The organism is Kineococcus aurantiacus, assembly GCF_013409345.1.
GTDB classification, from domain to species: Bacteria; Actinomycetota; Actinomycetes; order Actinomycetales; family Kineococcaceae; genus Kineococcus; species Kineococcus aurantiacus.
The window spans coordinates 2646915-2667764 of sequence record NZ_JACCBB010000001.1; the positions used below are offsets into that span (position 1 = coordinate 2646915).

27 protein-coding genes are annotated in these 20850 nt (G+C 75.3%); 12 read left to right on the top strand and 15 right to left on the bottom strand.

What is annotated here, in order from left to right:
* The first annotated feature begins 17 nt into the window (after positions 1-17).
* Positions 18-875 carry a TIGR03620 family F420-dependent LLM class oxidoreductase gene (locus BJ968_RS24630; RefSeq protein WP_343077997.1) on the top strand — a complete coding sequence of 286 codons (858 nt, stop codon included), beginning with the start codon at positions 18-20 and terminating at the stop codon, positions 873-875.
* 14 nt (positions 876-889) lie between these two features.
* Here BJ968_RS24630 and BJ968_RS12740 read toward each other — a convergent pair whose 3' ends face one another.
* Positions 890-1810, bottom strand: a complete 921-nt coding sequence (locus BJ968_RS12740) for a cation diffusion facilitator family transporter (protein ID WP_179752377.1) — start codon at positions 1808-1810, stop codon at positions 890-892.
* Positions 1807-2139, bottom strand: a complete 333-nt coding sequence (locus BJ968_RS12745; protein ID WP_179752379.1) for an ArsR/SmtB family transcription factor — start codon at positions 2137-2139, stop codon at positions 1807-1809. Before BJ968_RS12745 ends, BJ968_RS12740 begins: the two co-directional genes overlap by 4 nt.
* 47 nt (positions 2140-2186) lie before the next feature.
* On the opposite strand from BJ968_RS12745, the gene BJ968_RS12750 reads away from it, so the two are divergent.
* Positions 2187-3008, top strand: a complete 822-nt coding sequence (locus BJ968_RS12750) for an alpha/beta hydrolase fold domain-containing protein (protein WP_179752381.1) — start codon at positions 2187-2189, stop codon at positions 3006-3008.
* A 33-nt stretch (positions 3009-3041) separates the two neighbouring features.
* Here BJ968_RS12750 and BJ968_RS12755 read toward each other — a convergent pair whose 3' ends face one another.
* Positions 3042-3617: a TetR/AcrR family transcriptional regulator gene (locus tag BJ968_RS12755; protein WP_179752384.1), complete on the bottom strand. Its 576-nt coding sequence runs from the start codon at positions 3615-3617 to the stop codon at positions 3042-3044.
* Between the two features lie 99 nt (positions 3618-3716).
* On the opposite strand from BJ968_RS12755, the gene BJ968_RS12760 reads away from it, so the two are divergent.
* Positions 3717-4544 (top strand): alpha/beta fold hydrolase, encoded by an 828-nt coding sequence (locus BJ968_RS12760; RefSeq protein WP_179752386.1) that lies wholly within the window; start codon positions 3717-3719, stop codon positions 4542-4544.
* Here BJ968_RS12760 and BJ968_RS12765 read toward each other — a convergent pair.
* From BJ968_RS12765 to BJ968_RS12795, 7 genes are all read right to left on the bottom strand, one after another.
* Positions 4510-5580 (bottom strand): zinc-binding dehydrogenase, encoded by a 1071-nt coding sequence (locus BJ968_RS12765; protein WP_179752388.1) that lies wholly within the window; start codon positions 5578-5580, stop codon positions 4510-4512. The genes BJ968_RS12760 and BJ968_RS12765 overlap by 35 nt on opposite strands.
* Positions 5581-5864: 284 nt before the next feature.
* Entirely contained in the window at positions 5865-6419 is a 555-nt protein-coding gene (locus BJ968_RS26650) for a Clp protease N-terminal domain-containing protein (protein ID WP_179752390.1), read from the bottom strand.
* A gap of 18 nt (positions 6420-6437) precedes the next feature.
* On the bottom strand, positions 6438-6659 hold the full coding sequence (locus tag BJ968_RS12775; protein ID WP_343077998.1) for a helix-turn-helix domain-containing protein: 222 nt from the start codon (positions 6657-6659) through the stop codon (positions 6438-6440).
* Positions 6660-6752: 93 nt separating this feature from the next.
* Positions 6753-8372 carry an MFS transporter gene (locus BJ968_RS12780; RefSeq protein ID WP_179752392.1) on the bottom strand — a complete coding sequence of 540 codons (1620 nt, stop codon included), beginning with the start codon at positions 8370-8372 and terminating at the stop codon, positions 6753-6755.
* A gap of 244 nt (positions 8373-8616) precedes the next feature.
* Positions 8617-9435 (bottom strand): peptidase, encoded by an 819-nt coding sequence (locus BJ968_RS12785; protein WP_179752394.1) that lies wholly within the window; start codon positions 9433-9435, stop codon positions 8617-8619.
* 209 nt (positions 9436-9644) lie between these two features.
* Positions 9645-9854 (bottom strand): hypothetical protein, encoded by a 210-nt coding sequence (locus BJ968_RS12790; RefSeq protein ID WP_179752396.1) that lies wholly within the window; start codon positions 9852-9854, stop codon positions 9645-9647.
* Positions 9855-10062: 208 nt separating this feature from the next.
* Positions 10063-10491 (bottom strand): Ohr family peroxiredoxin, encoded by a 429-nt coding sequence (locus tag BJ968_RS12795; protein WP_179752398.1) that lies wholly within the window; start codon positions 10489-10491, stop codon positions 10063-10065.
* A gap of 59 nt (positions 10492-10550) precedes the next feature.
* Here BJ968_RS12795 and BJ968_RS12800 point away from each other — a divergent pair, with 59 nt between their 5' ends.
* On the top strand, positions 10551-11147 hold the full coding sequence (locus BJ968_RS12800) for a TetR/AcrR family transcriptional regulator C-terminal ligand-binding domain-containing protein (protein WP_179752400.1): 597 nt from the start codon (positions 10551-10553) through the stop codon (positions 11145-11147).
* 30 nt (positions 11148-11177) lie between these two features.
* On the opposite strand, the gene BJ968_RS12805 is transcribed toward BJ968_RS12800, so the two are convergent.
* Positions 11178-11429 (bottom strand): hypothetical protein, encoded by a 252-nt coding sequence (locus BJ968_RS12805; RefSeq protein ID WP_179752402.1) that lies wholly within the window; start codon positions 11427-11429, stop codon positions 11178-11180.
* Positions 11430-11588: 159 nt separating this feature from the next.
* Entirely contained in the window at positions 11589-12746 is a 1158-nt protein-coding gene (locus BJ968_RS12810) for a hypothetical protein (RefSeq protein ID WP_179752404.1), read from the bottom strand.
* A 240-nt stretch (positions 12747-12986) separates the two neighbouring features.
* Here BJ968_RS12810 and BJ968_RS12815 point away from each other — a divergent pair, with 240 nt between their 5' ends.
* Positions 12987-13133 carry an antitoxin gene (locus tag BJ968_RS12815; RefSeq protein ID WP_179752407.1) on the top strand — a complete coding sequence of 49 codons (147 nt, stop codon included), beginning with the start codon at positions 12987-12989 and terminating at the stop codon, positions 13131-13133.
* A 75-nt stretch (positions 13134-13208) separates the two neighbouring features.
* Here the strand turns inward: BJ968_RS12815 and BJ968_RS12820 are convergent, their stop codons facing one another.
* Together BJ968_RS12820 and BJ968_RS12825 are read right to left on the bottom strand one after the other, a co-directional pair.
* A complete protein-coding gene (locus tag BJ968_RS12820) occupies positions 13209-14387 on the bottom strand; it encodes a zinc-dependent alcohol dehydrogenase (RefSeq protein ID WP_179752409.1) in 1179 nt (392 codons plus the stop codon).
* Positions 14387-14893: a hypothetical protein gene (locus BJ968_RS12825; RefSeq protein WP_179752411.1), complete on the bottom strand. Its 507-nt coding sequence runs from the start codon at positions 14891-14893 to the stop codon at positions 14387-14389. The genes BJ968_RS12820 and BJ968_RS12825 overlap by 1 nt, the downstream gene beginning before the upstream one ends.
* A 162-nt stretch (positions 14894-15055) precedes the next feature.
* Here BJ968_RS12825 and BJ968_RS12830 point away from each other — a divergent pair, with 162 nt between their 5' ends.
* The 7 genes from BJ968_RS12830 to BJ968_RS12860 all read left to right on the top strand — a co-directional run bounded on the left by BJ968_RS12830 (position 15056) and on the right by BJ968_RS12860 (position 19802).
* A complete protein-coding gene (locus tag BJ968_RS12830) occupies positions 15056-15511 on the top strand; it encodes a hypothetical protein (RefSeq protein ID WP_179752413.1) in 456 nt (151 codons plus the stop codon).
* A gap of 160 nt (positions 15512-15671) precedes the next feature.
* Positions 15672-16223 (top strand): hypothetical protein, encoded by a 552-nt coding sequence (locus BJ968_RS12835; RefSeq protein ID WP_179752415.1) that lies wholly within the window; start codon positions 15672-15674, stop codon positions 16221-16223.
* Positions 16224-16297: 74 nt separating this feature from the next.
* Positions 16298-17224: a manganese catalase gene (locus BJ968_RS12840; protein ID WP_179752417.1), complete on the top strand. Its 927-nt coding sequence runs from the start codon at positions 16298-16300 to the stop codon at positions 17222-17224.
* A gap of 64 nt (positions 17225-17288) precedes the next feature.
* Positions 17289-17582: a hypothetical protein gene (locus BJ968_RS12845; RefSeq protein ID WP_179752419.1), complete on the top strand. Its 294-nt coding sequence runs from the start codon at positions 17289-17291 to the stop codon at positions 17580-17582.
* Positions 17583-17725: 143 nt separating this feature from the next.
* A complete protein-coding gene (locus tag BJ968_RS12850) occupies positions 17726-18232 on the top strand; it encodes a DUF4383 domain-containing protein (RefSeq protein WP_179752421.1) in 507 nt (168 codons plus the stop codon).
* Positions 18233-18251: 19 nt separating this feature from the next.
* A complete protein-coding gene (locus BJ968_RS12855) occupies positions 18252-18659 on the top strand; it encodes an ester cyclase (protein WP_179752423.1) in 408 nt (135 codons plus the stop codon).
* A 27-nt stretch (positions 18660-18686) separates the two neighbouring features.
* Positions 18687-19802 (top strand): FAD-dependent oxidoreductase, encoded by a 1116-nt coding sequence (locus BJ968_RS12860; protein WP_179752425.1) that lies wholly within the window; start codon positions 18687-18689, stop codon positions 19800-19802.
* 143 nt (positions 19803-19945) lie between these two features.
* Here the strand turns inward: BJ968_RS12860 and BJ968_RS12865 are convergent, their stop codons facing one another.
* Positions 19946-20782 (bottom strand): alpha/beta fold hydrolase, encoded by an 837-nt coding sequence (locus tag BJ968_RS12865; RefSeq protein WP_179752427.1) that lies wholly within the window; start codon positions 20780-20782, stop codon positions 19946-19948.
* Between the last annotated feature and the right edge of the window lie 68 nt (positions 20783-20850).

Genomic DNA, 20850 nt, shown 5'->3' on the forward strand with positions numbered 1-20850 from the left:
GCGGGGTTGCCGCGGTCGTGAGCGAACCCTTGATCAGCTTGTGGGGCGGCGGCCCGTGGCAGGACCCGGCACGGGCCGCGGAGGCCCGGGAGGTGGCGGCCGAGCTGGAGGAGCTGGGGTTCCACCGGTTGTGGTTCTCCGGCGGGTTCGGCGACGGGGTCCTGCCAGCCTTCGGCGAGCTGCTCGCCGCGACGCGCACGCTCGGGGTGGCCAGCGGGATCGTCAGCATCTGGACCGCGACGCCGGAGCAGTCGGCGCGCGCGTTCGCGGAGCTGGAGGCCGCGCACCCGGGCCGGTTCCTGCTGGGGCTGGGCAACTCCCACGCCCCGGCGGTCGAGGGCCGGGGGGGCCGGTACGACAAGCCGTACTCGCGGACGGTGGACTACCTCGACGCGCTCGGCGGGCGGGTCCCGCGCGAGCGTCTCGTCCTGGCCGCGCTGGGGCCCCGGATGCTGGAGCTGGCCCGTGAGCGCACCCTCGGCGCCCACCCCTACTTCGTGACGCCCGAGCACACGGCGCTGGCGCGCGAGGCGCTGGGGGAGGGGTCGTGGCTGGCGCCCGAGGTCGCCGTCGTCCTGGACGCCGACGCCGCCGGCGCGCGCGCCACGGCCCGCGAGCACCTGGCGACCTACCTGCAGCTGCCGAACTACACGAACAACCTGCGCCGCCTGGGCTGGGGCGACGACGACCTGCTGCACGGCGGCAGCGACCGCCTCGTCGACGCGCTGGTGCCCTGGGGCCCGCAGGAGCGGGTCGCGGCCGGGGTGCGCCGGCACGTCGAGGCGGGCGCCGACGAGGTCGCGGTGCAGGTGCTCGGCGGGCGCGGGGACTTCCCCCGGGCCGCGTTCCGGGAGCTGGCGGCGGCGCTGGTCTGAGCGGCCGCCCGCGGTCAGTCGTGGGTGGAGGTCTCGTGCCCGGCGTGCCCGACGGGCTCGAGCTGGAACGTGGCGTGCTCGACGGCGACGGGGAAGTGCTCGGCCACGCACGCCTGGAGCCGGTCGAGGATCTCCGGGGCGTGCCCGTCGCGGAAGCACGACTCGTCCAGGACGACGTGCGCCGACAGCACGGGCAGCCCGGAGGTGATGAGGCTGGCGTGCAGGTCGTGGACGGCGTGGACGTGGGGCAGCTCCAGCAGGTGCCGCCGCACGTCCTCCAGGTCCAGCCCGGGGGGTGTGGACTCCAGCAGCACGGACGTCGTCTCGCGCAGCAGCTTCAGGGTGCGGGGCACGATGAGGACGCCGATGAGCAGCGACACGACGGCGTCGGCGCGGGTCCAGCCGGTGAGGGCGATGACGGTGGCGGCCACCAGGACGGCCACGGACCCCAGCGCGTCGTTCACGACCTCCAGGACGGCGGCGCGGACGTTCACGTTCGCCTCCCCGCTGCCGCGCAGCAGCAGCCACAGCGCGAGGAGGTTGCCGAGGAGGCCGACGACGCCGAAGACGACCATCGCCCCGGAGTGGACCTCGGGCGGGCGGGCGAGCCGCTGGACGCCCTCGACGAGGACGAAGACGCCGATGGCGAGCAGCGCGGCGGCCTGCGCGGTGGCGGCGAGGACCTCGGCCCGCCGGTAGCCCCAGGTGCGCTGAGCCGACGCGGGCCGGGCCGCGAGCGTCGCGGCGAGCAGGGCGAGGACGAGCCCGGCGACGTCGGTGAGGACGTGGCCGGCGTCGGCCAGCAGGGCCAGGGAACCGGAGACGGCGGCGCCGACGGCCTCGACGACCAGGACGGTCCCGGTGACGGCCAGGGCGGCGGCGAGGCGGCGGCGGTTCTGCCGGGCGTCGTGCCCGTGCCCGTGGCCGTGGCTCACGAGGCGGCCCCGTCGGCGCACAGGTCCTCGTTGACGGCCAGCACGACGCCGAGCAGGTCGCCGAGGGCGTGGCTCATCCGGGCGTCGGCGATCTCGTAGCGGACGCGCCGGCCCTGCGGCACGGCGGCGACGAGGCCGCAGCCGCGCAGGCACGACAGGTGGTTGGACAGGGACTGCCGGGAGACGCCGAGCAGGTCGGCGAGCTCGGCGGGGTAGCCGGGGGCCTCGCGCAGCGCCAGCAGCAGCCGCGACCGCGTGGGGTCCGACAGGGCGTGCCCGAAGCGGGCGAGGACCTGGGCGTGCGTCGCGATCACCCCCCGACGGTACATCGGGACGTGGATCGTCGGGGGTCGGCGGCCGGGGTAGCGTGCCGACCGTGACCGTCACCGCTGACCCCAGGAACGACACGGCCCCCGGGCCGCACGGCGCCGTCGACGTGCGCGTCTACGAACCCGCCGGGACCCCCGCCGCGGCGCTCGTCTGGGTCCACGGCGGGGGGTTCGCCGCCGGCGACCTCGACATGCCCGAGTCCGACGCCGTCGCGAAGCGGTTGCAGGAGGACGGGGTCCTCGTCGTCGCCGTCGGGTACCGGCTCGCCGGGCCCGGAACGCACTACCCCGTGCCCTCCGACGACGTCCTGGCCGCCTGGGCGTGGGGCCGCGACCTGGCGCTGGCCGCCGGGGTCGCCCCCGACCGCGTCCAGCTCGGCGGGGCCAGCGCCGGCGGGAACCTCGTCGCCGGTGCCGTCCTGCGGCTGCTGGCCGACGGCGGTGACGTCCCGCGCGCGGTGTTCCTGGCCTACCCCACCCTGCACGCCGTGCCCCCGCAGGACTCCCCGGCGGCGGCGCGCGCGGTCGCGTCCCTGCCCCCGGAGCAGCGGTGGTCGCCGGCCGACGTGGCCGCCATGTACCGGGGTTTCCTCGGTCCGGACGCGGGGGAGGCGCCCGCGGCGGCGGTCCCCGGGACGGCGGACCTGACGGGTTTCCCGCCCACCTTCGTCCTGACGAGCGAGGCCGACGGGTTGCGCGGGTCCGCCGACGAGTTCGCCCGCCGGCTCGTGCTCGCGGGGACCCCCGTGCTCTCCGTCTGCGAGCCGGGGACCGAGCACGGTCACCTCAACGAGCCCGGCCCGCGGTTCGACGCCAGCCTGCGGCGCGTCGCGCACTGGGTGCTGAACGCCCCGGTGCTGGTCGGCTGAGCCGCCGCACCGGGGTCACCGGGGTCACCGGGGTCACCGGGGCGGGCGCAGCGCCGCGTCGATGAGGACCTCCGCCGCCGCGCGGGCCTGCGCGGCGGCGTCGGGCCGCCCGTCGATGGCCGCGGTCGTCTGGGCGCCCTCGGCCAGCAGGGCCAGCTGCGCCGCCAGCGCCGGCGGCGCGCCCAGCTCGTCGACGAGCGCGGCGACGTACCGCTGGAACGACAGCTTCTGGGTGCGGACGGCGTCGGCGACCTCGGGGGAGACCCCGCCCAGCTCGCCGTAGGTGTTGATGAACCCGCAGCCGCGGAAGTCGTCGCTGCGGAACCAGGCGTCGAGGAAGTCGTAGACCGCCAGCAGCCGTTCCCGGGCCCCGGTCGCGCCGGCGGCCGTGGCGGCGATGCCCTCCCCCCACGTCCCCTCGCGCCGGCGCAGGACGGCCAGGACGAGGTCGTCCTTGGAGGAGAACGCGGCGTAGAGGCGCTTGAGGGGGACACCGGAGGCCGCGCGGACCGCGTCCATGCCGACGGCCTGCACGCCGCGGGCGTTGAAGAGGCGGTCGGCGGCCTCGACGATCCGTTCACGGTCCGGTCGCACGTCCGTCGCCGACATCTCTTCCTCCGGGTCTTGCGGTGAGAACCAACGTTCTCTACTGTACTGCCCATCGCCAGAGAACGCCCGTTCTCCGGCTCGGAGCGAGGGAGCGGAACCATGGGCCACATCACCGTCGGTCAGGAGAACTCGACCCCCGTCGAGCTGTACTACGAGGACCACGGCACCGGGCAGCCGGTCGTCCTCATCCACGGCTACCCCCTCGACGGCTCGTCCTGGGAGCGCCAGACGCGCGAGCTGCGCGCCGCCGGCTACCGCACGATCACGTACGACCGCCGCGGCTTCGGCCGCTCGTCCAAGGTCGAGACGGGCTACGACTACGACACCTTCGCGGCCGACCTGAACGCCGTCCTCACCACGCTGGACCTGACCGACGTCGTCCTCGTCGGGTTCTCCATGGGCACCGGCGAACTGGCCCGCTACGCCAAGCTGTTCGGCACCGAGCGCATCGCCAAGTTCGCGTTCCTGGCCTCCCTCGAACCGGGGATGCTGGGCCAGGGCGTCGACCCGGCGCTGTTCGACGGCATCGCCGCGAGCGCCAGGGCCGACCGGTTCGCCTGGTTCACCGAGTTCTACGCGAACTTCTACAACCTCGACGAGAACCTCGGGAAGCGGATCTCGCAGGAGGCCGTGACGGCCAGCTGGAACACCGCCACCGGCAGCGCCCCGGTCGCCGCCTACGCCGTCGTCCCGTCCTGGATCGAGGACTTCACCGCCGACGTCGAGGCCGTGCGCGCCAGCGGCAAGCCCGCGCTCATCGTCCACGGCACGGGTGACCGGATCCTGCCCGTCGAGGCGACGGGCCGCCCGTTCCACGCCGCGCTGCCCGACGCGGAGTACCACGAGGTCGACGGCGCCCCGCACGGGATGCTGTGGACCCACGCCGAGGAGGTCAACTCCGTCCTCCTGCCGTTCGTGCAGAAGTAGTCCCGCCGTCCGGCGTCCCGGCGGGCAGCAGGACGACCTTGCCCACGACGGTCCTCGACTCCGCCAGGCGCAGCGCCTCGGCGGCCCGCTCCAGCGGGAACGTCGCGGCCACGTGGGTGCGGATCCGGCCCTGCGCCAGCAGGGCGAGCACCTGGCCGAGGTCCTCGCGGACCCGGGCCTGGAACCGCGCGCGGTTCCGCCGGCCGGCCCACACGTTGAAGAACGTCGCGCGGTGCCCGCCGGGGCGCAGGTCCCACCACTGCAGGCGCACGAGGAGTTCCAGGACGGGCAGGGTGGGGTTCCCGGCGACGTCGCGGGTGGCGGCGGTGCCGTAGGAGACGAGGGTCCCGCCGCGGCGCAGCAGCCGGTGGGAGACGCCGAGCACCTCGCCGCCGACGTGGTCGAACACGGCGTCGACCCCGTCGGGGGCCAGTTCCCGGACCTGCGCCTCGACGTCGCCGCGGTAGTCGACGGGTTCCACCCCGAGCTCCCGCAGCGCGTCGTGGTGCCGGGGGGAGGCGGTCCCCAGGACGCGGGCCCCGGCGAGGACGGCCAGCTGCGCCAGGACGGTCCCCACGCCGCCGTTGGCGCCGTGGACGAGGACCGTCTGCCCGGCGCGGACCCGCGCGCTGCGGTGCAGCATCGACCAGGCCGTGAGGCCGTTCACGACGAGCGTGGCGGCCTCGGCGGGGTCGACGCCGTCGGGCACGGGCACGAGGTCGCCGGCGTCGACGAGGGCGTGGGCGGCCCACCCGCCGGTCTTCGTCACGGCCGCGACCCGGTGGCCGACGAGGTCGCCGGGGGTCCCCGGGCCCACGCGCACGACGGTGCCGACGAGGTCGTAGCCGGGGACGAACGGGAAGGCGGGCTGGTCGTAGTACTTCCCGCGCCGCATCTGCTGCTCGGCGAAGGAGACGCCGCTGGCCTCCACGGCGACGAGGGCCTGCCCGGGGCCGGGGTCGGGCAGTTCGGTCCGCTGCACGAGCAGGCCCTCGGGTTCGACGGTGCCGGGCAGGACGACCTGGGTGGTGAGCACGGTTCCTCCTGGTGTGTGTGTTTGGTCAGTCACAACTGCGGGCACGCGGGAGCGCGCACCGCGGGGGTGGGCCGGGAGTGGCCGGTGCCCCGGGCCGGGTGCGGGCCCAGGGCTCCGGGGCGTCGTCGAGGCCGGCCGTCACGGGGGTCGCGTGGCACCCGGCGCGGGCGGAGACCCGCGCCGCCCTCGTCACCGCGAGCGCTCGCTGCGCCTCGGTGATCGGCCTCGTGGCTGTCATGTGTGTGAGTGAACACTCACAACCGCGCCACGTCAACCCCCGCGCGTCACGCCGAGCGGCGGACCTCCCGCAGCACCCGCTCGGTGGCGGTCTCCCGGTCCAAATCCACCCCCGCCGCCCGCAGCACCCCCGCCGCCGCGCCCTCAGGGCGCCCCAGGATCGCCAGCAGCAGGTGCTCGGTCCCGATGGTCTTGTGGCGCAACGACAGAGCGGCCCGCAGGGAGTCCTCCAGCACCTTCTTGCCGCTGCGGTCGAAGGGGACGTGCGTCGACGGCGCGCCCCGGCCGAACAGCCGGCGGCGGCGCGGGCCGCGCTCCAGGGCCCCCGGACCGAAGGACTCCTCGGCCCGCCGCCGCACCTCCTCGAGGTCGATGCCCAGGCTGCGCAACGCCTCGGTCTCGTCGGCCGGTGCGCGGACGAGCTCGCGGACCCTGGCCAGGTCCGCCCCCGCCTCGGCCAGGAGGCGCTGCGCCAGGCCGGGGGTCACCAGGAGCCCCAGCAGGACGTGCGCGTCGCCGATGCGCTCGTGCCCGAGGGCGCGGGCCTCGTCCTGGGCGGCGGTCACGGCGGAGCGCGCGGGCTGGGTGAAGCGTTCGAACACGGTGTCCTCCTGGCGTCGTCAGATCCGGCGGGAGTGCTTCTTGTGGACGGCCTGCTTGCTGACCCCCAGCGCCTCGGCGATCTCGGCCCAGGACCAGCCCAGCCGGCGGGCCCGGGCGACCTGGAGGTCCTCCAGCCGGTCGGCGAGGCGGCGCAGGGCCGCGACGGCCCGCAGGCCCACCGCGGGGTCGGGATCGGTGCTGCGCGTGACCAGCAGCTCCTGGTCGGTCGGTCCGCTCACGGGTCAACTTTCATTGACGATCGGCCGCGCGTCAACCCCTGTTGACGATCCGCGTCGTCACGGGGCGGGGGACCGGGCCCGGGGCAGGACCGGTCAGCGCACGGGCACGTGCACGAGGTGGCGCGCCGGGTCGACGCGGGACGCCAGCGCGCGCAACCGCTCCTGGTCCTGCCGGTCGCTGCGCGTCAGGCGCTCGCGGTGCTGGGCCAGGTGGTCCTCCCAGTCCGCGACGGTGAACTGCTCGAGGAGGACACCCGGTTCGTCCACGCAGCGGTACAGCCCCCAGGACAGGGCACCCGTGCGCCGGCGGGACTCCTCCACCGCACCGGCCGCGGCCAGGAACTGCGCCCACCGGTCCGGCGCCACCTCGTAGCGGACCTCCACGACCACCGGTTCCCCCGGCGCACCCGCCGGGACCGGGCCCACCTCCAGGGACGGCCAGTAGTCGACGACCTCCCGCGCGTCCGCGGGGTGCTCGCGCAGGCGCCACCAGCGCGCGCTGACCGACCCCGCGGCCAGCAGCACCGCCGCCGCGCAGAACGCCTGCGGCAGGCCGAACCGCTGCGCCACGAGCCCCCACGCCGCGGCGCTCGCGGCCGTCGCGCTGAACAGGACCACCTGGTAGATCGACAGCGCGCGGGCCCGCACCCACGGCGGCAGGGACGCCTGCACGGCCGAGTTCAGCCCGGCGACCACCACGATCCACGCCGTCCCCACGGGCAGCAGGGTCACCACCGCCAGCGGCACCGAACGGCCCAGCCCCAGCACCGCCATCCCCACCCCGAACACCGCCCCGGACCACACCAGGCGCGCGGTCGGGTCCAGGGCCCGCGCCAGCCGGGGCATCAGCAGCGCCCCGACCACCGCCCCGGCCCCGGCGGCGGTCAGCAGCAGGCCGTACCCGGCCGACCCCAGCCCCAGGCGGCGCTGGGCCACCAGCGGCAGCAGCGCCCACAGCACGTTCGCCGGGACGAGGAACACGACCAGCCGCAGCACCGCCCGGCGCACGAAGGGGCTGTGCCGCACGTACCGCCCGCCCGCCTGCAGACCCTGCACGAACCGCGGGTGCGCGCCGGAGCGGACCCCGGTGCCGGGCGCCGCCCGTGCGCTGACCAGCGCCACGACGAAGACGGCGAACGTCAGCCCGTTGAGGGCGAACAACCCGCCCACGCCCAGCCGGCTCACCAGCAGCCCCGCGACGGCGGGACCCACGGCGCGGGCCAGGTTCACGGACAGGGAACTCAGCGAGGCCGCCGCCCCGACCTGCCCCGCGGGCACGAGGGTGGGGACCAGCGCCTGGTAGGCCGGCATCTGCACCGCCGAACCGCACCCGAGCAGGAACGTCATGAGCAGCAGGACGGTCGGGGTGAGGTGACCGCCGAACGTCAGCAGGCACAGCAGCGCGGTCACCAGCACCTGGACGGACTGCACGGCCAGCAGCATCCGGCGGCGGTTGGTGAACTCCGCGAGGACCCCGGCGGGCAGCGTCAGCAGGAACACCGGCAGGCTGGTCGCGCTCTGCACGAGAGCCACGAGCGTGGACCCGGCGTGCTGGTCCAGCAGGAACCACTGCGCGCCCACCGTCTGCATCCACGCGCCGACGTTGCTGACGAACGAGGCGATCCACAGCGCCCGGAAAGCCCGGGCGCGCAACGGTTCCCACGGGGAGGCCGACGTGTTCGGGTGGTCGCTGCCGAGCGCCGCGGACGTCATGCCGGGTTCCTCCACGGAGTGCGTGCGGCCCCGCGCGGGCGCCTCGGGTCCGGCCCGGGGTCGGCGGAGGGGGCACGCGGGCCGGGCGTGCGGCCCGCCGCCAGTGTGCCGGGACCCCGCCCGCGACGGATGTCCCCGAGGTGACCCTGAGAGGGCCTGGCCGGACCGTCCCCGGGTTTCCCGGGGTCGTCCCCGGGCGGGGTTCCCCGGGTGGGGTTCCCCCCGCCCGGGGACCGGTGACGGGTCAGTTCCGGGGGATGCTCAGCGTGAGCTGCTGGGTCCCGGTGCGCACGTCGTCGGCCAGGTCGATCCGGTACGACCCGCTCACCGGCAGGGTGAGGGTGACGTCGGACTGGTTCTGGCTGTGGCCGGTGTGCAGCGGGGACCCGTCGGGGGCGGTGAGCGTGAACGTGCTCGTCGGGGAGCCGGCCAGCTGGATCCGGGCCTGCTGGCCCTTCGTGGCGGCGAAGGTGTACGCGGCCCGGTCCTGGGGGCCGACCGTCGCGGTCACCGTGGCGCGGGTGCGGCCGGGCGCGAAGGTGATCTTCGTGGCCTCGGCCACGACCGTCCCACCGGTGTCCGGCTTGCCGGTGCTGGGCTTGGTGGTGCTGGGCGTGCTGGGCTTGGTGGTGGTGGGGATGGTCAGGTCCAGGCGGTAGCGGGAGGGGCGGGTCGAGACGATGTCGACGTAGTACCGCCCGGTTTCGGGCAGGCGGTAGGTGAAGTCGGACTGGCGGGGGCTGTGGGCGTCGTGGACGGCTGGGCCGGTGGGGCCGACCAGGGTCCAGGTCTGGGCGCTGGTGGAGCGGGCCAGGTGGAGGTGGGCGGTCTGCCCGGCGCGGGCGTCGAAGACGTAGCGGTCGTCGTGGCCGGGGCCGACCGTGCCGCTGACCGAGGCGCTGGTGGCGCGGTGGGCGAAGTGGATGGTGGTGGCGGCCGGGACGCCGGCGGCTCCGGTGCCGGTTCCGGTGCCGGTGACCGGTCCGGCGGCGGTGGCCACACCGGCTCCGCCGAGCAGGACGGCGGCGGTGACGGCGGCGGCGGTGGACAGTTTGCGGTTCACGGTGCAGTTCCCCTTCCCGGGGTTCCCGACGGGGTTCCGCTCCCGCTGGCTGCGGGTCCCGGCTCCGTCGGCGGCTTCAACACGACCACCCCCGGGTTCATGCCCGGCGCCGGCCGGTCAGGTCCGCTGCGTCCACACGGCGAGACCGCAGACCACGGCGGCCGACAGGGACAGGGCCAGGCGCAGGGCGTTCCGCAGGGGACGGGTCCTCACCGCGAACCCCGCGGCGCCGACGGCGCGCCGGCGGTGACGGGTACGAGCGCCCCCAGCGCCAGGGCGACGGGCACGGCGCAGGCCAGCAACGCGCTGTGCAGCAACGGGATCCCGCCGAACGGCAACGGGACGAACGTCAGGGTGGCCCAGGAGACCGTCGTGACGACGGTGGCCCGGCGGGTGGCGAAGGGGCGGGGTCGGTTCACCCGGGAACTCCTCGTCGTCGGCGTGGTGCCGGGAGCGTACGACGGGAGCGGTGGCGTGAGGATGGCCCTCCCAGGGGCAGGGTCGGTGCCGTGGGCCGGACCCGCGCACCGCGCGCGGGGAGTTCCCGCGGGCCGGGGGAACCGCCCGCCGGGGACGGCCCGGGACCCGTTCCGGGGTGGCCGGGCCGGCCCGGTGGGGGCGGGGGGCTCAGTCCTCGTCGCTCACCAGGCGCACGTCCTGCTGGACGTTGCCGCGGGTGGCCCGGCTGTAGGGGCACATCTGGTGGGCGGCGTCGAGGAGCTCGTGCGCGGTCTGCTCGGGGACGCCGGGCAGCTGCGCCTCGATGGCGACGGTGAGGTCGATGCCCTCGGCCAGGCTGCCGGTGACGCCGACGGTCACCGAGACGGCGGAGTCGGTGACGTCGACCTTGCGGGCGCGGGCGACGGCCTTGAGGGCGCTGTGGAAGCAGGCCGCGTAGCCGGTGGCGAACAGCTGCTCGGGGTTGGTGCCGGGGCCGTCGTCGCCACCGAGGCCGCGGGGGACGGACAGGTCCAGGTCGAGGCGGTCGTCGGAGGAGGTGACGCGGCCGTCGCGACCGCCCCAGGCGGTGGAGGTGGCTTCGTACAGGGTGGGCACGGGGGACTCGCTCTCGCTCGGATTCACGTACCAGGGTGGTACGTGAATAGTATGCGTGCGTGCCAGCTCCCGCGCGAGGTCGCCCCCGGGACCGGGGGATCGACGCCCGCGTCCTGACCGCCGCCGTCGACGAGCTCGCCGAAAAGGGCCTGGCGGAGTTCAGCGTCCGCGCCGTCGCGGCCCGCGCCGGCGTCGACCGCCGCGGCGTGCACGCCCGCTGGCCCGACCCCGAGGACCTCGTCGTCGAGGCGCTCGCCACGCTCACGGCCAACCTGGAGCCCCCCGCGACGGGCACCCTGCGCGGCGACCTCGAACGCCTCGTCCCCGACATCGCGGACGCGCTGTCGGGGGCCCGGCGGCGGGTGCTGCAGCGCTGCCTCGACGAGGTCGCCGTCGCGCCCGCCGTCACCCGCCGCTTCCGCCGCGACCACCTCGACCGGTGCGCCGCCGTCGTCGAGGACGCCTTCCACCGCGCCCGCCGCCGGGGCGAGCTCACCGCGGCGACGACGCCCGCGCAGGCCACGGAGTTCCTCATGGGCGCCCTGCTGCTGCGGGCCCTCAGCCAGGGCGACGAGGCCGTCGGCGCCACCGGCCGGCGCACCGTCCTGGAGCACGTGCTGCGGCTGACGGCCGCGGCGGCCCCGGACGGGGCGTGACCACCACGGCGTGACCCCCGGACCGGGAGGTCAGACGGCCTCGCGGGCCCAGGCGTCGGCCCACCCGTCGGCGACCCCGCTGGCCAGGTCGTCGCGCAGGTCCAGCAGGGCCGTCAGCCGGTCGGTGCCGAGCCCGGCCAGCGCGACGACCGTGGCCGCGCGGACCGCGTCGTCGTGCAGGTCCTCGAAGGTCAGCCGGTGCAGGTCCGGCAGGGGGGTGGGGCGCGGGTCGTCCCGTCGCCCCCGGACGATCTCCCACAGGTCGTGGAGATCAGCGGTCATGCGGGTGCCTCACTCGTCGTCGTCGGGATCGCGAGGCTCCGGCCGGGTCACCACCGCGGTCGCGTTCGCCTCGCACCCCGTGCAACACCGCGCGAGCCCGATCTGATCCGTCGCCGGTCGTTCCCCGCGTCACACCCCCGGCGGTGGAGCTCGGGCGGGCTAGGCGGCGCGGCCCAGCTCCCCGAGAGCCCCGGCCGCGAGCCGGTCCAGCGCGCCCTGCAGGACCCGCGTGAGCCGCACGTCCTCGACCAGCGGTCCCAGCCCACCGGGGTGGTCGCGCACCAGGGCGGTGGCGTCCAGGTCGTCGCCCGGACCACCGGACCGGCCGGCCGACGTCGCCAGCCAGGCCGCGGCGGCCAGGGCCAGGTGGCCCACCGGGTGGCCGCGGTCCAGGCCGCGCCGCAGGGTCGGCAGGACGGTCTCGCGCAGCAACCGCGGGACCGGGGGCGGCTCCAGCGGCCCGGTCGCGGCCGCGAGGTCGGTGACCACCGCGGCCCGGTAGCGCGCGAGGTGGTCGTCGGGGACACCGGGGGCGGTACCGGTGAACTCGTCGAGGAAACCCCGCAGGAAACCCCGCACGCAGGGGTCCGACAGGGTCTGCGCCGGGGACGGGCCACCGGTGCTCCCCGAGACCGCGCCCAGGGCCCACCGGGCCCCCTGGTCCAGCCGCCGCCGCAGCGCCTCCCACGGGGCGGTGCTGGGCACCAGGGTGATCCCGAGGGCCTCGGGCGGCGGGTGACCGGCGCAGAACGCGTCCTCGACGAGCCAGCGGGCCCCGGTGGCCTGCGGCGGGGCGGGGTCGGGGACGCTGCCGGGGAACGCGCCGTGCCGCGCGATCCAGGCGGCCAGGCCCGGGTCCTGGGCGCGGGCCAGCTCCAGCACGGCCTGCCGGGTCCGCGCAGCCCCGCGCGGCAACGGGTCCAGGTGCAGGACGGTGAAGGGCCCGGTCCCCAGGGCGCGCCGGCGGGCGAGCGCCCGGACCAGGACGTCGTGCGCGGTGGCCCCGCCGGCCCCGTCGAGCGGGCCCAGGGTGACGAGCCGCACGTCCGGCGCGGCGAGCACCTCGACGAGGTCCCCGGCCGCCCCGGAGCCGGTCGCGGAGGGCGGCAGCTCGACCCCGGCCACGCGCCAGTCCCCGGCCCGGCCGAGCCCGTCGCCGGGCACGTCGTCGGGCGCGTGGTCGGGCGCGTGGTCGAGCGCGGTGGCACCGGCAGCCCGCACGCGCACGACGCACGGGGAGGGGGCCTGGCGGGCCAGGGGCACGCCGGGGGGAGCTCCGGCGGGGGAGGGGCGGAGCGCGATCGCGTCGTGGAGCACGGGAGCCACCTGTTGGACTGGGTCGTGCGGCCCGGTGTTTGGACCGTCCGCGGCGCACCGCGGGACAGCCGGGGTCTCGGGCTGACCTCCCCACTGCACCACCCGGCCGTGCGGGGTGGCAAGCCCTCCCGTGTCGCACCGGGCCGCTCCGAGTGGCGACCGGTACCGGACGGCAACACGATGGCGGGGTCAGCGGCTCGCCGGACGGTGGGCCGGACCACGGTTGCGGAGGAGTTCCCCATGCCCGACTTCGGCGACATCAGCGAGAAGGCCAGCGACGCCGCGATCGACAAGGCCGGCGACGCGGTCGACCAGAAGACCGGTGGCGACCACGCCGACCAGGTCGACAAGGCCCAGGAGACGGTGGACCACAAGATCGGCGAGTGACCACCCGCCACCACGGCACGACGAGGGCCCCGACCGGTACCGGTCGGGGCCCTCGTCGCGTGCGGGGTGCGCCGCTCAGGTGCCGGAGGGGGCGAAGACCGCCCGCACGCACCCGTCGCTCTTGTCCTTGAACAGCTCGTACCCGCGCACGGCGTCCTCCAGCGGCATGGGGTGCGTGGCCAGGAACGACGTCGCCAGCTCCCCGGCGGCCAGGTGCTCCAGCAGGCGCGGTGCGTACCGCTGCCCGTGCTGCTGCGCCGCGCGCAGGGTGAGGCCCTTGTTGAGCACCACCCCGGTGGGGAAGCTGTCGGTCAGGCCGTACACGCCGAGGACGACGACCGTGCCCGCCTTGCGCACCGCCAGGACGGCCTCGCGCAGCGGGGTGGCCCGGTCGGTCTCCAGCCGCAGCGCTTGCTTGGCCCGGTCCACGACGTGCTGGGCGCCGGTGCCGTGCGCCTCCATCCCGACGGCCTCGACGACCGCGTCCGGGCCCCGTCCCCCCGTGCTCTCGCGCAACTGCTCCTGCACGCTGTCGACCGCGCTGTAGTCGATCGTCTCGGCGCCCACGCGGGTGCGCGCCATCTCCAGGCGCTCGGGCACCCGGTCGACGACGATGACCCGCTCGGCGCCCAGCAACCGCGCCGAGGCGGCCGCCATGAGGCCGACCGCACCGGCGCCGAAGACGGCCACGGTGTCGCCGGGGGTGATGCCGCACAGGTCCGCGCCCATGAACCCCGTCGGCAGGGCGTCGGAGGCGAACAGCGCCGTGGTGTCGTCGACCGCGTCGGGCACCGTGAAGCAGTTCACGTCGCCGAACGGGACGCGGATGAACTCCGCGTGCGACCCGGCGTAGCCGCCGAACGGCTGCGTGTACCCGTAGATCCCGCCCGTGGGGTACCCCAGCACGGGCTGCTGGGCCGCGGCGTGCGGGTTGGTGGTGTCGCAGAGCGAGTACAGCTCGCGCTCGCAGTACCAGCAGGAACCGCAGGCGATGAACGAGGGCACGACGACGCGGTCGCCGACGCGGACCCGCGACACCTCCGGGCCGACCTCGACGACCCGGCCCGTGAACTCGTGGCCGATGACGTCACCGGGGGCGGCGCCGGGCAGGTAGCCGTCGATGAAGTGCAGGTCGGACCCGCACGTGCTGCTCAAGGTCACCTGCACGACGACGTCGCGCGGGTTGACGATCGTGGCGTCGGGCACGGTCTGGACCGCGAGGTCGTTGACGCCGTTCCAGCACAGGGCGCGCATCAGTGCTCCTCCTGCCCGCTGCGGCGGCCGCTGGGGACGCGGCCCAGGGTGGGCACCTCGCCCGTCTGCAGCAGGGCCCGCAGCCGGTACAGGAACGTGAAGGCCGCGGCGCCCTCCCCGAGCCCACCCCCGCCGGGCAGGTCCAGCTGCACGACCACCTCCGACCCGCCCCAGCGGGGTTCGGGCCACGCCTCGACGACGAGCACCTCGGTGGGGTCGGGGCCGGTGGTGCGGAACACCACCCGGTTCGGGTCGGCGCTCACCTCGGTGAGGACCTCCTGCCCGTCACCGCCCAGGGACCACGCGAACCGGCCCGCCCCGTCGCGGGTGACCTCACCGGCCGGCCGCAGCACCGTGCTCAGCACGTCGGGGTCCTGGCAGGCGCGCAGGACGTTCTCCACCGGCCGGGTCAGGGTCAGCGTCTGGCGGCGGGGGCCCGCCGTCCCCCCGCGGTGCAGGACCGCGTTGCCCGCGGCGGTCGCCGCCTTCTCCGCCAGTCGTCTCACTCCACCTGCGTGCATGGCTCGTCGGTCCTCCTCGTCGCGGGCGACGGGACGCGCGGTGCTCGACGTCCGGTCGGGTGGGCCCCACTGTGGTGTCCCCGGTGGCGGGCCGCACGCCGGGGGAACGGGAGGGTTGCCCCGCCCCGCGGTGGGTAGGGGCCCGGTATGCGCCGTACCTCCGCCACCCTCGGGATCGCCGCGGCGACCCTGGCCCTGCTGCTCGGGTCCTGCTCGAAGAACGCGAACAACTCCGAGGACGAACCCAGCGCCACCCCGGCCGCCACCGACGCCCCGTCCACCGTGACGTCGCAGCCGGGGCCCACGCAGGGGCAGCCCGCGACCGACACCGAGTCGCCGGCGACGCTCACCTCCAGCCCGGACGCGTCGCAGACCGCCGAACTGGCCACCCGGTTGAACGCGATCGCACCGGGCCTGGGCGACGACCGGGACGCCGTCGTCACCGCCGCCTCCGACCTGTGCGAGCAGGTGGCGCGCGGGGACGACGAGGCCATGCTGTCCAGCGACGCCGCCAGCTACTTCGGCGGCGACGCCGTCGCGCTGACCGACGAGCAGAGCCGCGCCGTCGTGGACGCGGTCAGGACGACGTTCTGCCGCGAGTGACCCCCGGTTCCGGATGCGCGCGCTCCGGGCCGGGTTCACAGTGGCCGTGACCGCGCTCGCGGTCCTCGGTGCAAACCTCGCCGACACGTCCGGGCCCGTTCCCGGTGGGTTCCGCGCACCCGCCCGGCGGGTCCCCCGCTCCTCAGGAGGATCCACACCCATGGCTGGACGACAGACTCTCATCCGCACGCTCCACGACGCCGGCCTCGCGGCCTGGTTCGGTGGCTCCCTGTTCGGCGCGGTCGGCCTCAACGGCGCCGCGGCCGCCGCCTCGGACCCGTCCGAGCGCACGAAGATCGCTTCCGCCGGGTGGGGGAAGTGGGCCCCGGTCAACGCCGTGGCCCTCGCCGCCCACACCGTCGGCGGCATCGGCCTCATCGCGGGCAACGCCGGGCGCGTCGCCACGCAGAAGGGCGCCGGCAAGAACACGGTGATCAAGAGCGTCATCACGCTGGTCGCCATGGGGGTGACCGGTTACTCCGGCCTCCAGGGCGTCAAGCTGGGCAAGAACTCCCCGACCCCCGCCGCGGGCGCCACCGAGCCCTCGGCGCAGACCCCGCAGGAGGCGGCGCAGGCCCAGAAGCGCCTCAAGGTGCTGCAGTGGACCATCCCGGCGCTCACCGGCGTGCTGCTGGTGATGACCGTCCAGCAGGGCGAGCAGCAGAAGCCCTCCCAGATCGCCAAGGGCCTGATCGACCGGGTCCGTTCCTGATCCACCCAGTCCGTTCCTGACCGACCCAGCCCGTTCCTGATCGACCGCCGGAACGTCCGCACGGAGGAGAGAACGTGTACCGACACACCAGGGAACTCCAGTTCACCGCCAAGCCCGAGAAGCCCGACGCGCTGTTCGCCGCCAAGTTCCAGGAGATCCTGGGCGGTCAGTTCGGTGAGATGACCGTCATGATGCAGTACCTGTTCCAGGGGTGGAACTGCCGGGTCCCCGGCAAGTACAAGGACATGATCATGGACATCGGGACGGAGGAGATCTCGCACGTCGAGATGCTCACCGTCATGCTCGCCCGTCTCCTGGAGGGCGCTCCCGGTGAGGCGACCGAGAAGGCCGCCGCGGCGAACCCCGTCCTGGCCGCCGTGCTCGGGGGGCAGAACCCGCAGCACGCCATCGTCTCCGGCGGCGGGGCCCGGCCGACCGACTCGCTGGGGAACCCCTGGAACGCCGGCTACATCGTCGCCAGCGGCAACCTCCTCAGCGACTTCCGGTCCAACGTGTCGGCCGAGGCGCAGAGCCGCCTCATGACCAGCCGCATCGCGAACATGACCGACGACCGCGGCGTCAAGGAGATGCTCGCCTTCAACCTGGCGCGCGACACCTACCACCAGCAGCAGTGGCTCCTGGGCATCCAGATGCTCATCGACGACGGGTACGTCGAGACCCAGATCGAGCGGTCCAACGGGGACTGGGAGGACCACGACGCCGCGCACGTGTTCTACACGTCGACCAACGGCAGCGCTGCCGGCGAGGGCCTGTGGGCCACCGGCAACAGCCTCGTCGACGGTGAACCGTTCCGCGCCGAGGAACTGCGCCCGCTCACCGACGACGACGGCACGCTGCCGGCGCCGGACCCGCTGCAGTTCGTCACCTACGACGGCAACGCCGGTCCCGGCAAGCCCGGCACCGGGGCGGGAGCGCACCTGCAGGGCGCGCAGAACGTCGTGACCAAGGTCAAGGACGCCCTGACCGGCGACAACCACTGACGGCTCGCCGCGCACCGGACCCCGCGGGGCCGGTGCGCGGCCGCACGGCGGGAGGTGAGGCACGGTGAGCCCAGGGGCGAAGTCCGCGGCCAGCGGCGCGTGGACCCCCGAGGACGGCGGCAGCAGGTTGCCGGCCGGGGAGGTGCACGCCTGGAACCCGGGGAACAACGCCACGCTGTGCGGGGTGCCCCTGAAGCGGGCCGGGCTGATCCGCTTCCCCCACGTCGAGTTCTCCGACCTGGACCCGCTGACCGGCGGCGAGGGCGACCGCGTCCGGTGGACGTGCCCGCGCTGCGTGGCCGCCACGGGCGGCCGGTCCGGCGGTCGCCGCTGGGTCCGCTCCGACCCCCGGCCCTGAACCCCCTGGCCCTAAAACCCCGACCTCCGGTCCTGGATCTCGGCCGAGGTGCCCACCGGACGGTGTCGTCCTACCGTGGGAACAGGTCGAACCTGCGGCCTGCTCCACGCCGGGAACCCCCCGGCCGTGCTCGAGGGGATTCCATGCGCACCAAGAGTTCGACGTCCACGTCGTCGGAGCTGTCCGTCCACCGCGCCCCGGTCTCCCGGACCGCGCAGGTCGTCGGTCTCGCGTTCCTGGTCGTGGGGGTCCTGGGTTTCGTCCCCGGCGTCACGACCGACTACGGCTCCCTCGCCGGCGCGGGCCACCACTCCACGGCCATGCTGCTCGGCGTGTTCCAGGTGTCGGTGCTGCACAACCTGCTGCACCTGGCCCTCGGTGCGCTCGGGCTCCTGGTGGCCCGGCAGGCCACGGCGGCCAAGGCCTACCTCGTCGTCGGCGGGATCGCCTACCTCGGGCTGTGGGTCTACGGGCTCGCCACCGCCGACGACAGCGCCGCCAACTTCGTGCCGCTGAACACCGCCGACGACTGGCTGCACCTGGTCCTCGGCCTGGGCATGGTCACCCTCGGCCTGGTGATGCCGCGCCGGTACACCCGTGAGACGGCGCAGGCCCGGCACGGGTCGACCGCCGGCGGCGACATCCAGTGACCGGCCGTCAGCGCGCCGCGTGAACCGCGAGGAGCTCCTCGGCGTCTACCGGGGGTATCTCGCCTGCTGCAACGAACGGCGCTTCGACGAGCTGGGCCGGTTCGTCTCCGAACGGGTCAGCGGATCCGCACCCGTCGACGGCCTGGCCGCCTACGTCGAGGGCGTGCGCGCCGTGATCACCGCCTTCCCCGACTACCGGTGGGAGCCGCTGACCCTCGTCGTCGACGGCGACACCCTCGCCGTGCGGCTCACCGGCCGGGGCACCCACCGCGGCCCCTTCGGCGGCCTGGCCCCCACCGGCCGCCGCGTCGAGGTCCAGGAACTGGTGGTCTACCGGTTCGAGGACGGCCTCGTCGTGAACTGCTGGGGCGACCTGTACCCGGTCCTGCGCGAGGCGCTGCGAGCCCCCGCCGCGGCGTCCGGCTGACCGCGGGCGGCGTGGCACCATGACGCCGTGGAGTTCGACGCCGACCTGATCGTCGTGGGCGGTGGGGTCATGGGATCGGCCGCCGCCTGGCAGGCCACCCGCCGCGGCCTGTCCGTGCTGCTGCTGGAGCGGTTCGAGGCCGGGCACGCCCTCGGCGCCTCGCACGGCGCCACCCGCAACTTCAACACCGCCTACGCCCAGGACGACTACCTCCGCCTCGTCCTGGAAGCCCGCACCCTGTGGGACGAGCTGCAGGAGCAGTCCGGGCGGGTGCTCCTCGACCTCGTCGGCCTCGTCAACCACGGTGCCTCCGGGCAGTGGCGGCGCACCGCGGAGTCGCTGCGGAGGTGGGGGATCGCGCACCGCTTCCTGCACCCGCACGAGGCGGCCGAGCGCTGGGCCGGGATGCGGTTCCGCGACGAGGTGCTCCTCGTGCCCGACGCCGGCCGGGTCCGCGCCGCCGACGCCCTCACCGCCTTCCGGACCGTCGCCACCGCGGCGGGCGCGCAGTTCCGCTACGGCAAACCCGTCCGGGACGTCCTCACCGACGCCGGCACGGCCCTCGTGGTCACCGACGCCGGGGAGTTCCGCGCCCCGCGCGGCGTGGTCACCGTCGGGGCGTGGACGCGGGAGCTGCTGTCCCCGCGGGTCGCGCTGCCCCGGCTCGTGGTCACCCAGGAGCAGCCGGCCCACTTCGCCGTCCGCCCCGGGACGTTCGAGTGGCCCAGCTTCAACCACGCCCCCGACCCCGGCGCACCGGCCGACGCCGACTGGTACAGCCCCGTCTACGGGATGCTGACCCCCGGGGAGGGCGTCAAGGCCGGCTGGCACGGGACCGGCCCGGTGACCGACCCCGACGCGCGCAGCTTCCAGCCCGAACCGGCGCAGTTGGCGGCGCTGCAGCGGTACGCGCGGGAGTGGCTGCCCGGGGTCGACCCGGACTCGTGCGTCCCCGTCAGCTGCACCTACACCTCGACCGACGACACCGACTTCGTCCTCGCCCGCAGCGGCGCGTGGGCCGTCGGGGCCGGGTTCTCCGGGCACGGGTTCAAGTTCGCCCCGGCCGTGGGGCGCACGCTCGTCGACGTCGCGCACGGCACCCCCGCACCGCCGCGCTTCTCACCCGCCCTGCCCGCGGCCTGAGGGGCGCGGCGGGCTGCAGGAGGCCCACGACGCCGCGCCCCGACGGCCCGCACCCCCCGCCAGCTGCGCGCCGACCTCGGCCGGATGCGCAGCCGGGAGGAGCCGGCCGGGGGCGGGGCCCCCCGGTGCGGGCCCTGTGCACCTCACACGGCGAGGAACTCCAGCAGCACCCGGTTGAACTCCTCCGCGTGGCTGACGTTGATGCCGTGCGGGCCGCCGGCGACGACGTGGAGCCGGCTGCCGGGGATCGCGGCGTGCGTGCGCGCCCCGGACCCCTCGAACGGCACGGTGCCGTCGCCGTCGCCGTGGATGACCAGGGTCGGGACGTCGACCTCGGTGAGGTCCTCGCGGAAGTCGGTGGTGCCGAAGGACTCCATGGCCTTGAGCGCGGCCTTCTTGTCGGCCTGCTTCGTCAGGGCGAGGGCGTCCTGGCGCTGGGCCTCGGTGACCTTCAGGACGCCGTCGACGGAGAAGAAGTCGGTGACGAACCCGTCGTAGAAGGTGTCCTCGTCGGCCTTCAGGCTCGATTCCATCTGGTCGGCCAGTTCCTGGGTCAGCGGGCCGTCGGGGTTGTCGTCCCCCTGGGCCATGAACGGCGGGACCGCGGCGGCGAAGACGACGCTGCGCAGGCGCTCGTGACCGTACTTGGTGAAGTAGCGGGCGACCTCGCCGCCGCCCATGGAGAACCCGACGAGGGTGACGTCGGTGAGGTCGAGGGCCTCCAGGAGGGTGTGCAGGTCCTCGGTGAGGGTGTCGTAGTCGTAGCCGCTGCGGGTCTTGTCGCTGCGGCCGAACCCGCGCCGGTCGTAGGTGACGACCCGGTAGCCGGCGGCCGCCAGGGCGGGGACCTGCTCGGACCAGGACTCACCCGACAGCGGCCAGCCGTGGATGAGGACGACGGGACGGCCGGGGCCGCCGGTGTCGTCGACGTGCAGGTCGGTGTCCTTGAACAGCCCGTGGTGGGCCGTGATCGCGGTCATGGGTCTCCTCCGTCGTCTCAGTCCCTGCACGGTAGGAGCGCCCCCGGGACCCTGCTCGTTGAACGCTC

What these genes read in the sequence shown, in the direction of transcription:
- BJ968_RS12805 (WP_179752402.1), bottom strand. Translation starts at nt 11,429, where the DNA reads ATGACCGCTGATCTCCACGACCTGTGGGAGATCGTCCGGGGGCGACGG.
- BJ968_RS12780 (WP_179752392.1), bottom strand. Translation starts at nt 8,372, where the DNA reads ATGACGTCCGCGGCGCTCGGCAGCGACCACCCGAACACGTCGGCCTCC.
- BJ968_RS12850 (WP_179752421.1), top strand. Translation starts at nt 17,726, where the DNA reads ATGCGCACCAAGAGTTCGACGTCCACGTCGTCGGAGCTGTCCGTCCAC.
- BJ968_RS12820 (WP_179752409.1), bottom strand. Translation starts at nt 14,387, where the DNA reads ATGCGCGCCCTGTGCTGGAACGGCGTCAACGACCTCGCGGTCCAGACC.
- BJ968_RS12760 (WP_179752386.1), top strand. Translation starts at nt 3,717, where the DNA reads ATGGGCCACATCACCGTCGGTCAGGAGAACTCGACCCCCGTCGAGCTG.
- BJ968_RS12865 (WP_179752427.1), bottom strand. Translation starts at nt 20,782, where the DNA reads ATGACCGCGATCACGGCCCACCACGGGCTGTTCAAGGACACCGACCTG.
- BJ968_RS12745 (WP_179752379.1), bottom strand. Translation starts at nt 2,139, where the DNA reads ATGTACCGTCGGGGGGTGATCGCGACGCACGCCCAGGTCCTCGCCCGC.
- BJ968_RS12830 (WP_179752413.1), top strand. Translation starts at nt 15,056, where the DNA reads ATGCGCCGTACCTCCGCCACCCTCGGGATCGCCGCGGCGACCCTGGCC.
- BJ968_RS12815 (WP_179752407.1), top strand. Translation starts at nt 12,987, where the DNA reads ATGCCCGACTTCGGCGACATCAGCGAGAAGGCCAGCGACGCCGCGATC.
- BJ968_RS12835 (WP_179752415.1), top strand. Translation starts at nt 15,672, where the DNA reads ATGGCTGGACGACAGACTCTCATCCGCACGCTCCACGACGCCGGCCTC.
- BJ968_RS12755 (WP_179752384.1), bottom strand. Translation starts at nt 3,617, where the DNA reads ATGTCGGCGACGGACGTGCGACCGGACCGTGAACGGATCGTCGAGGCC.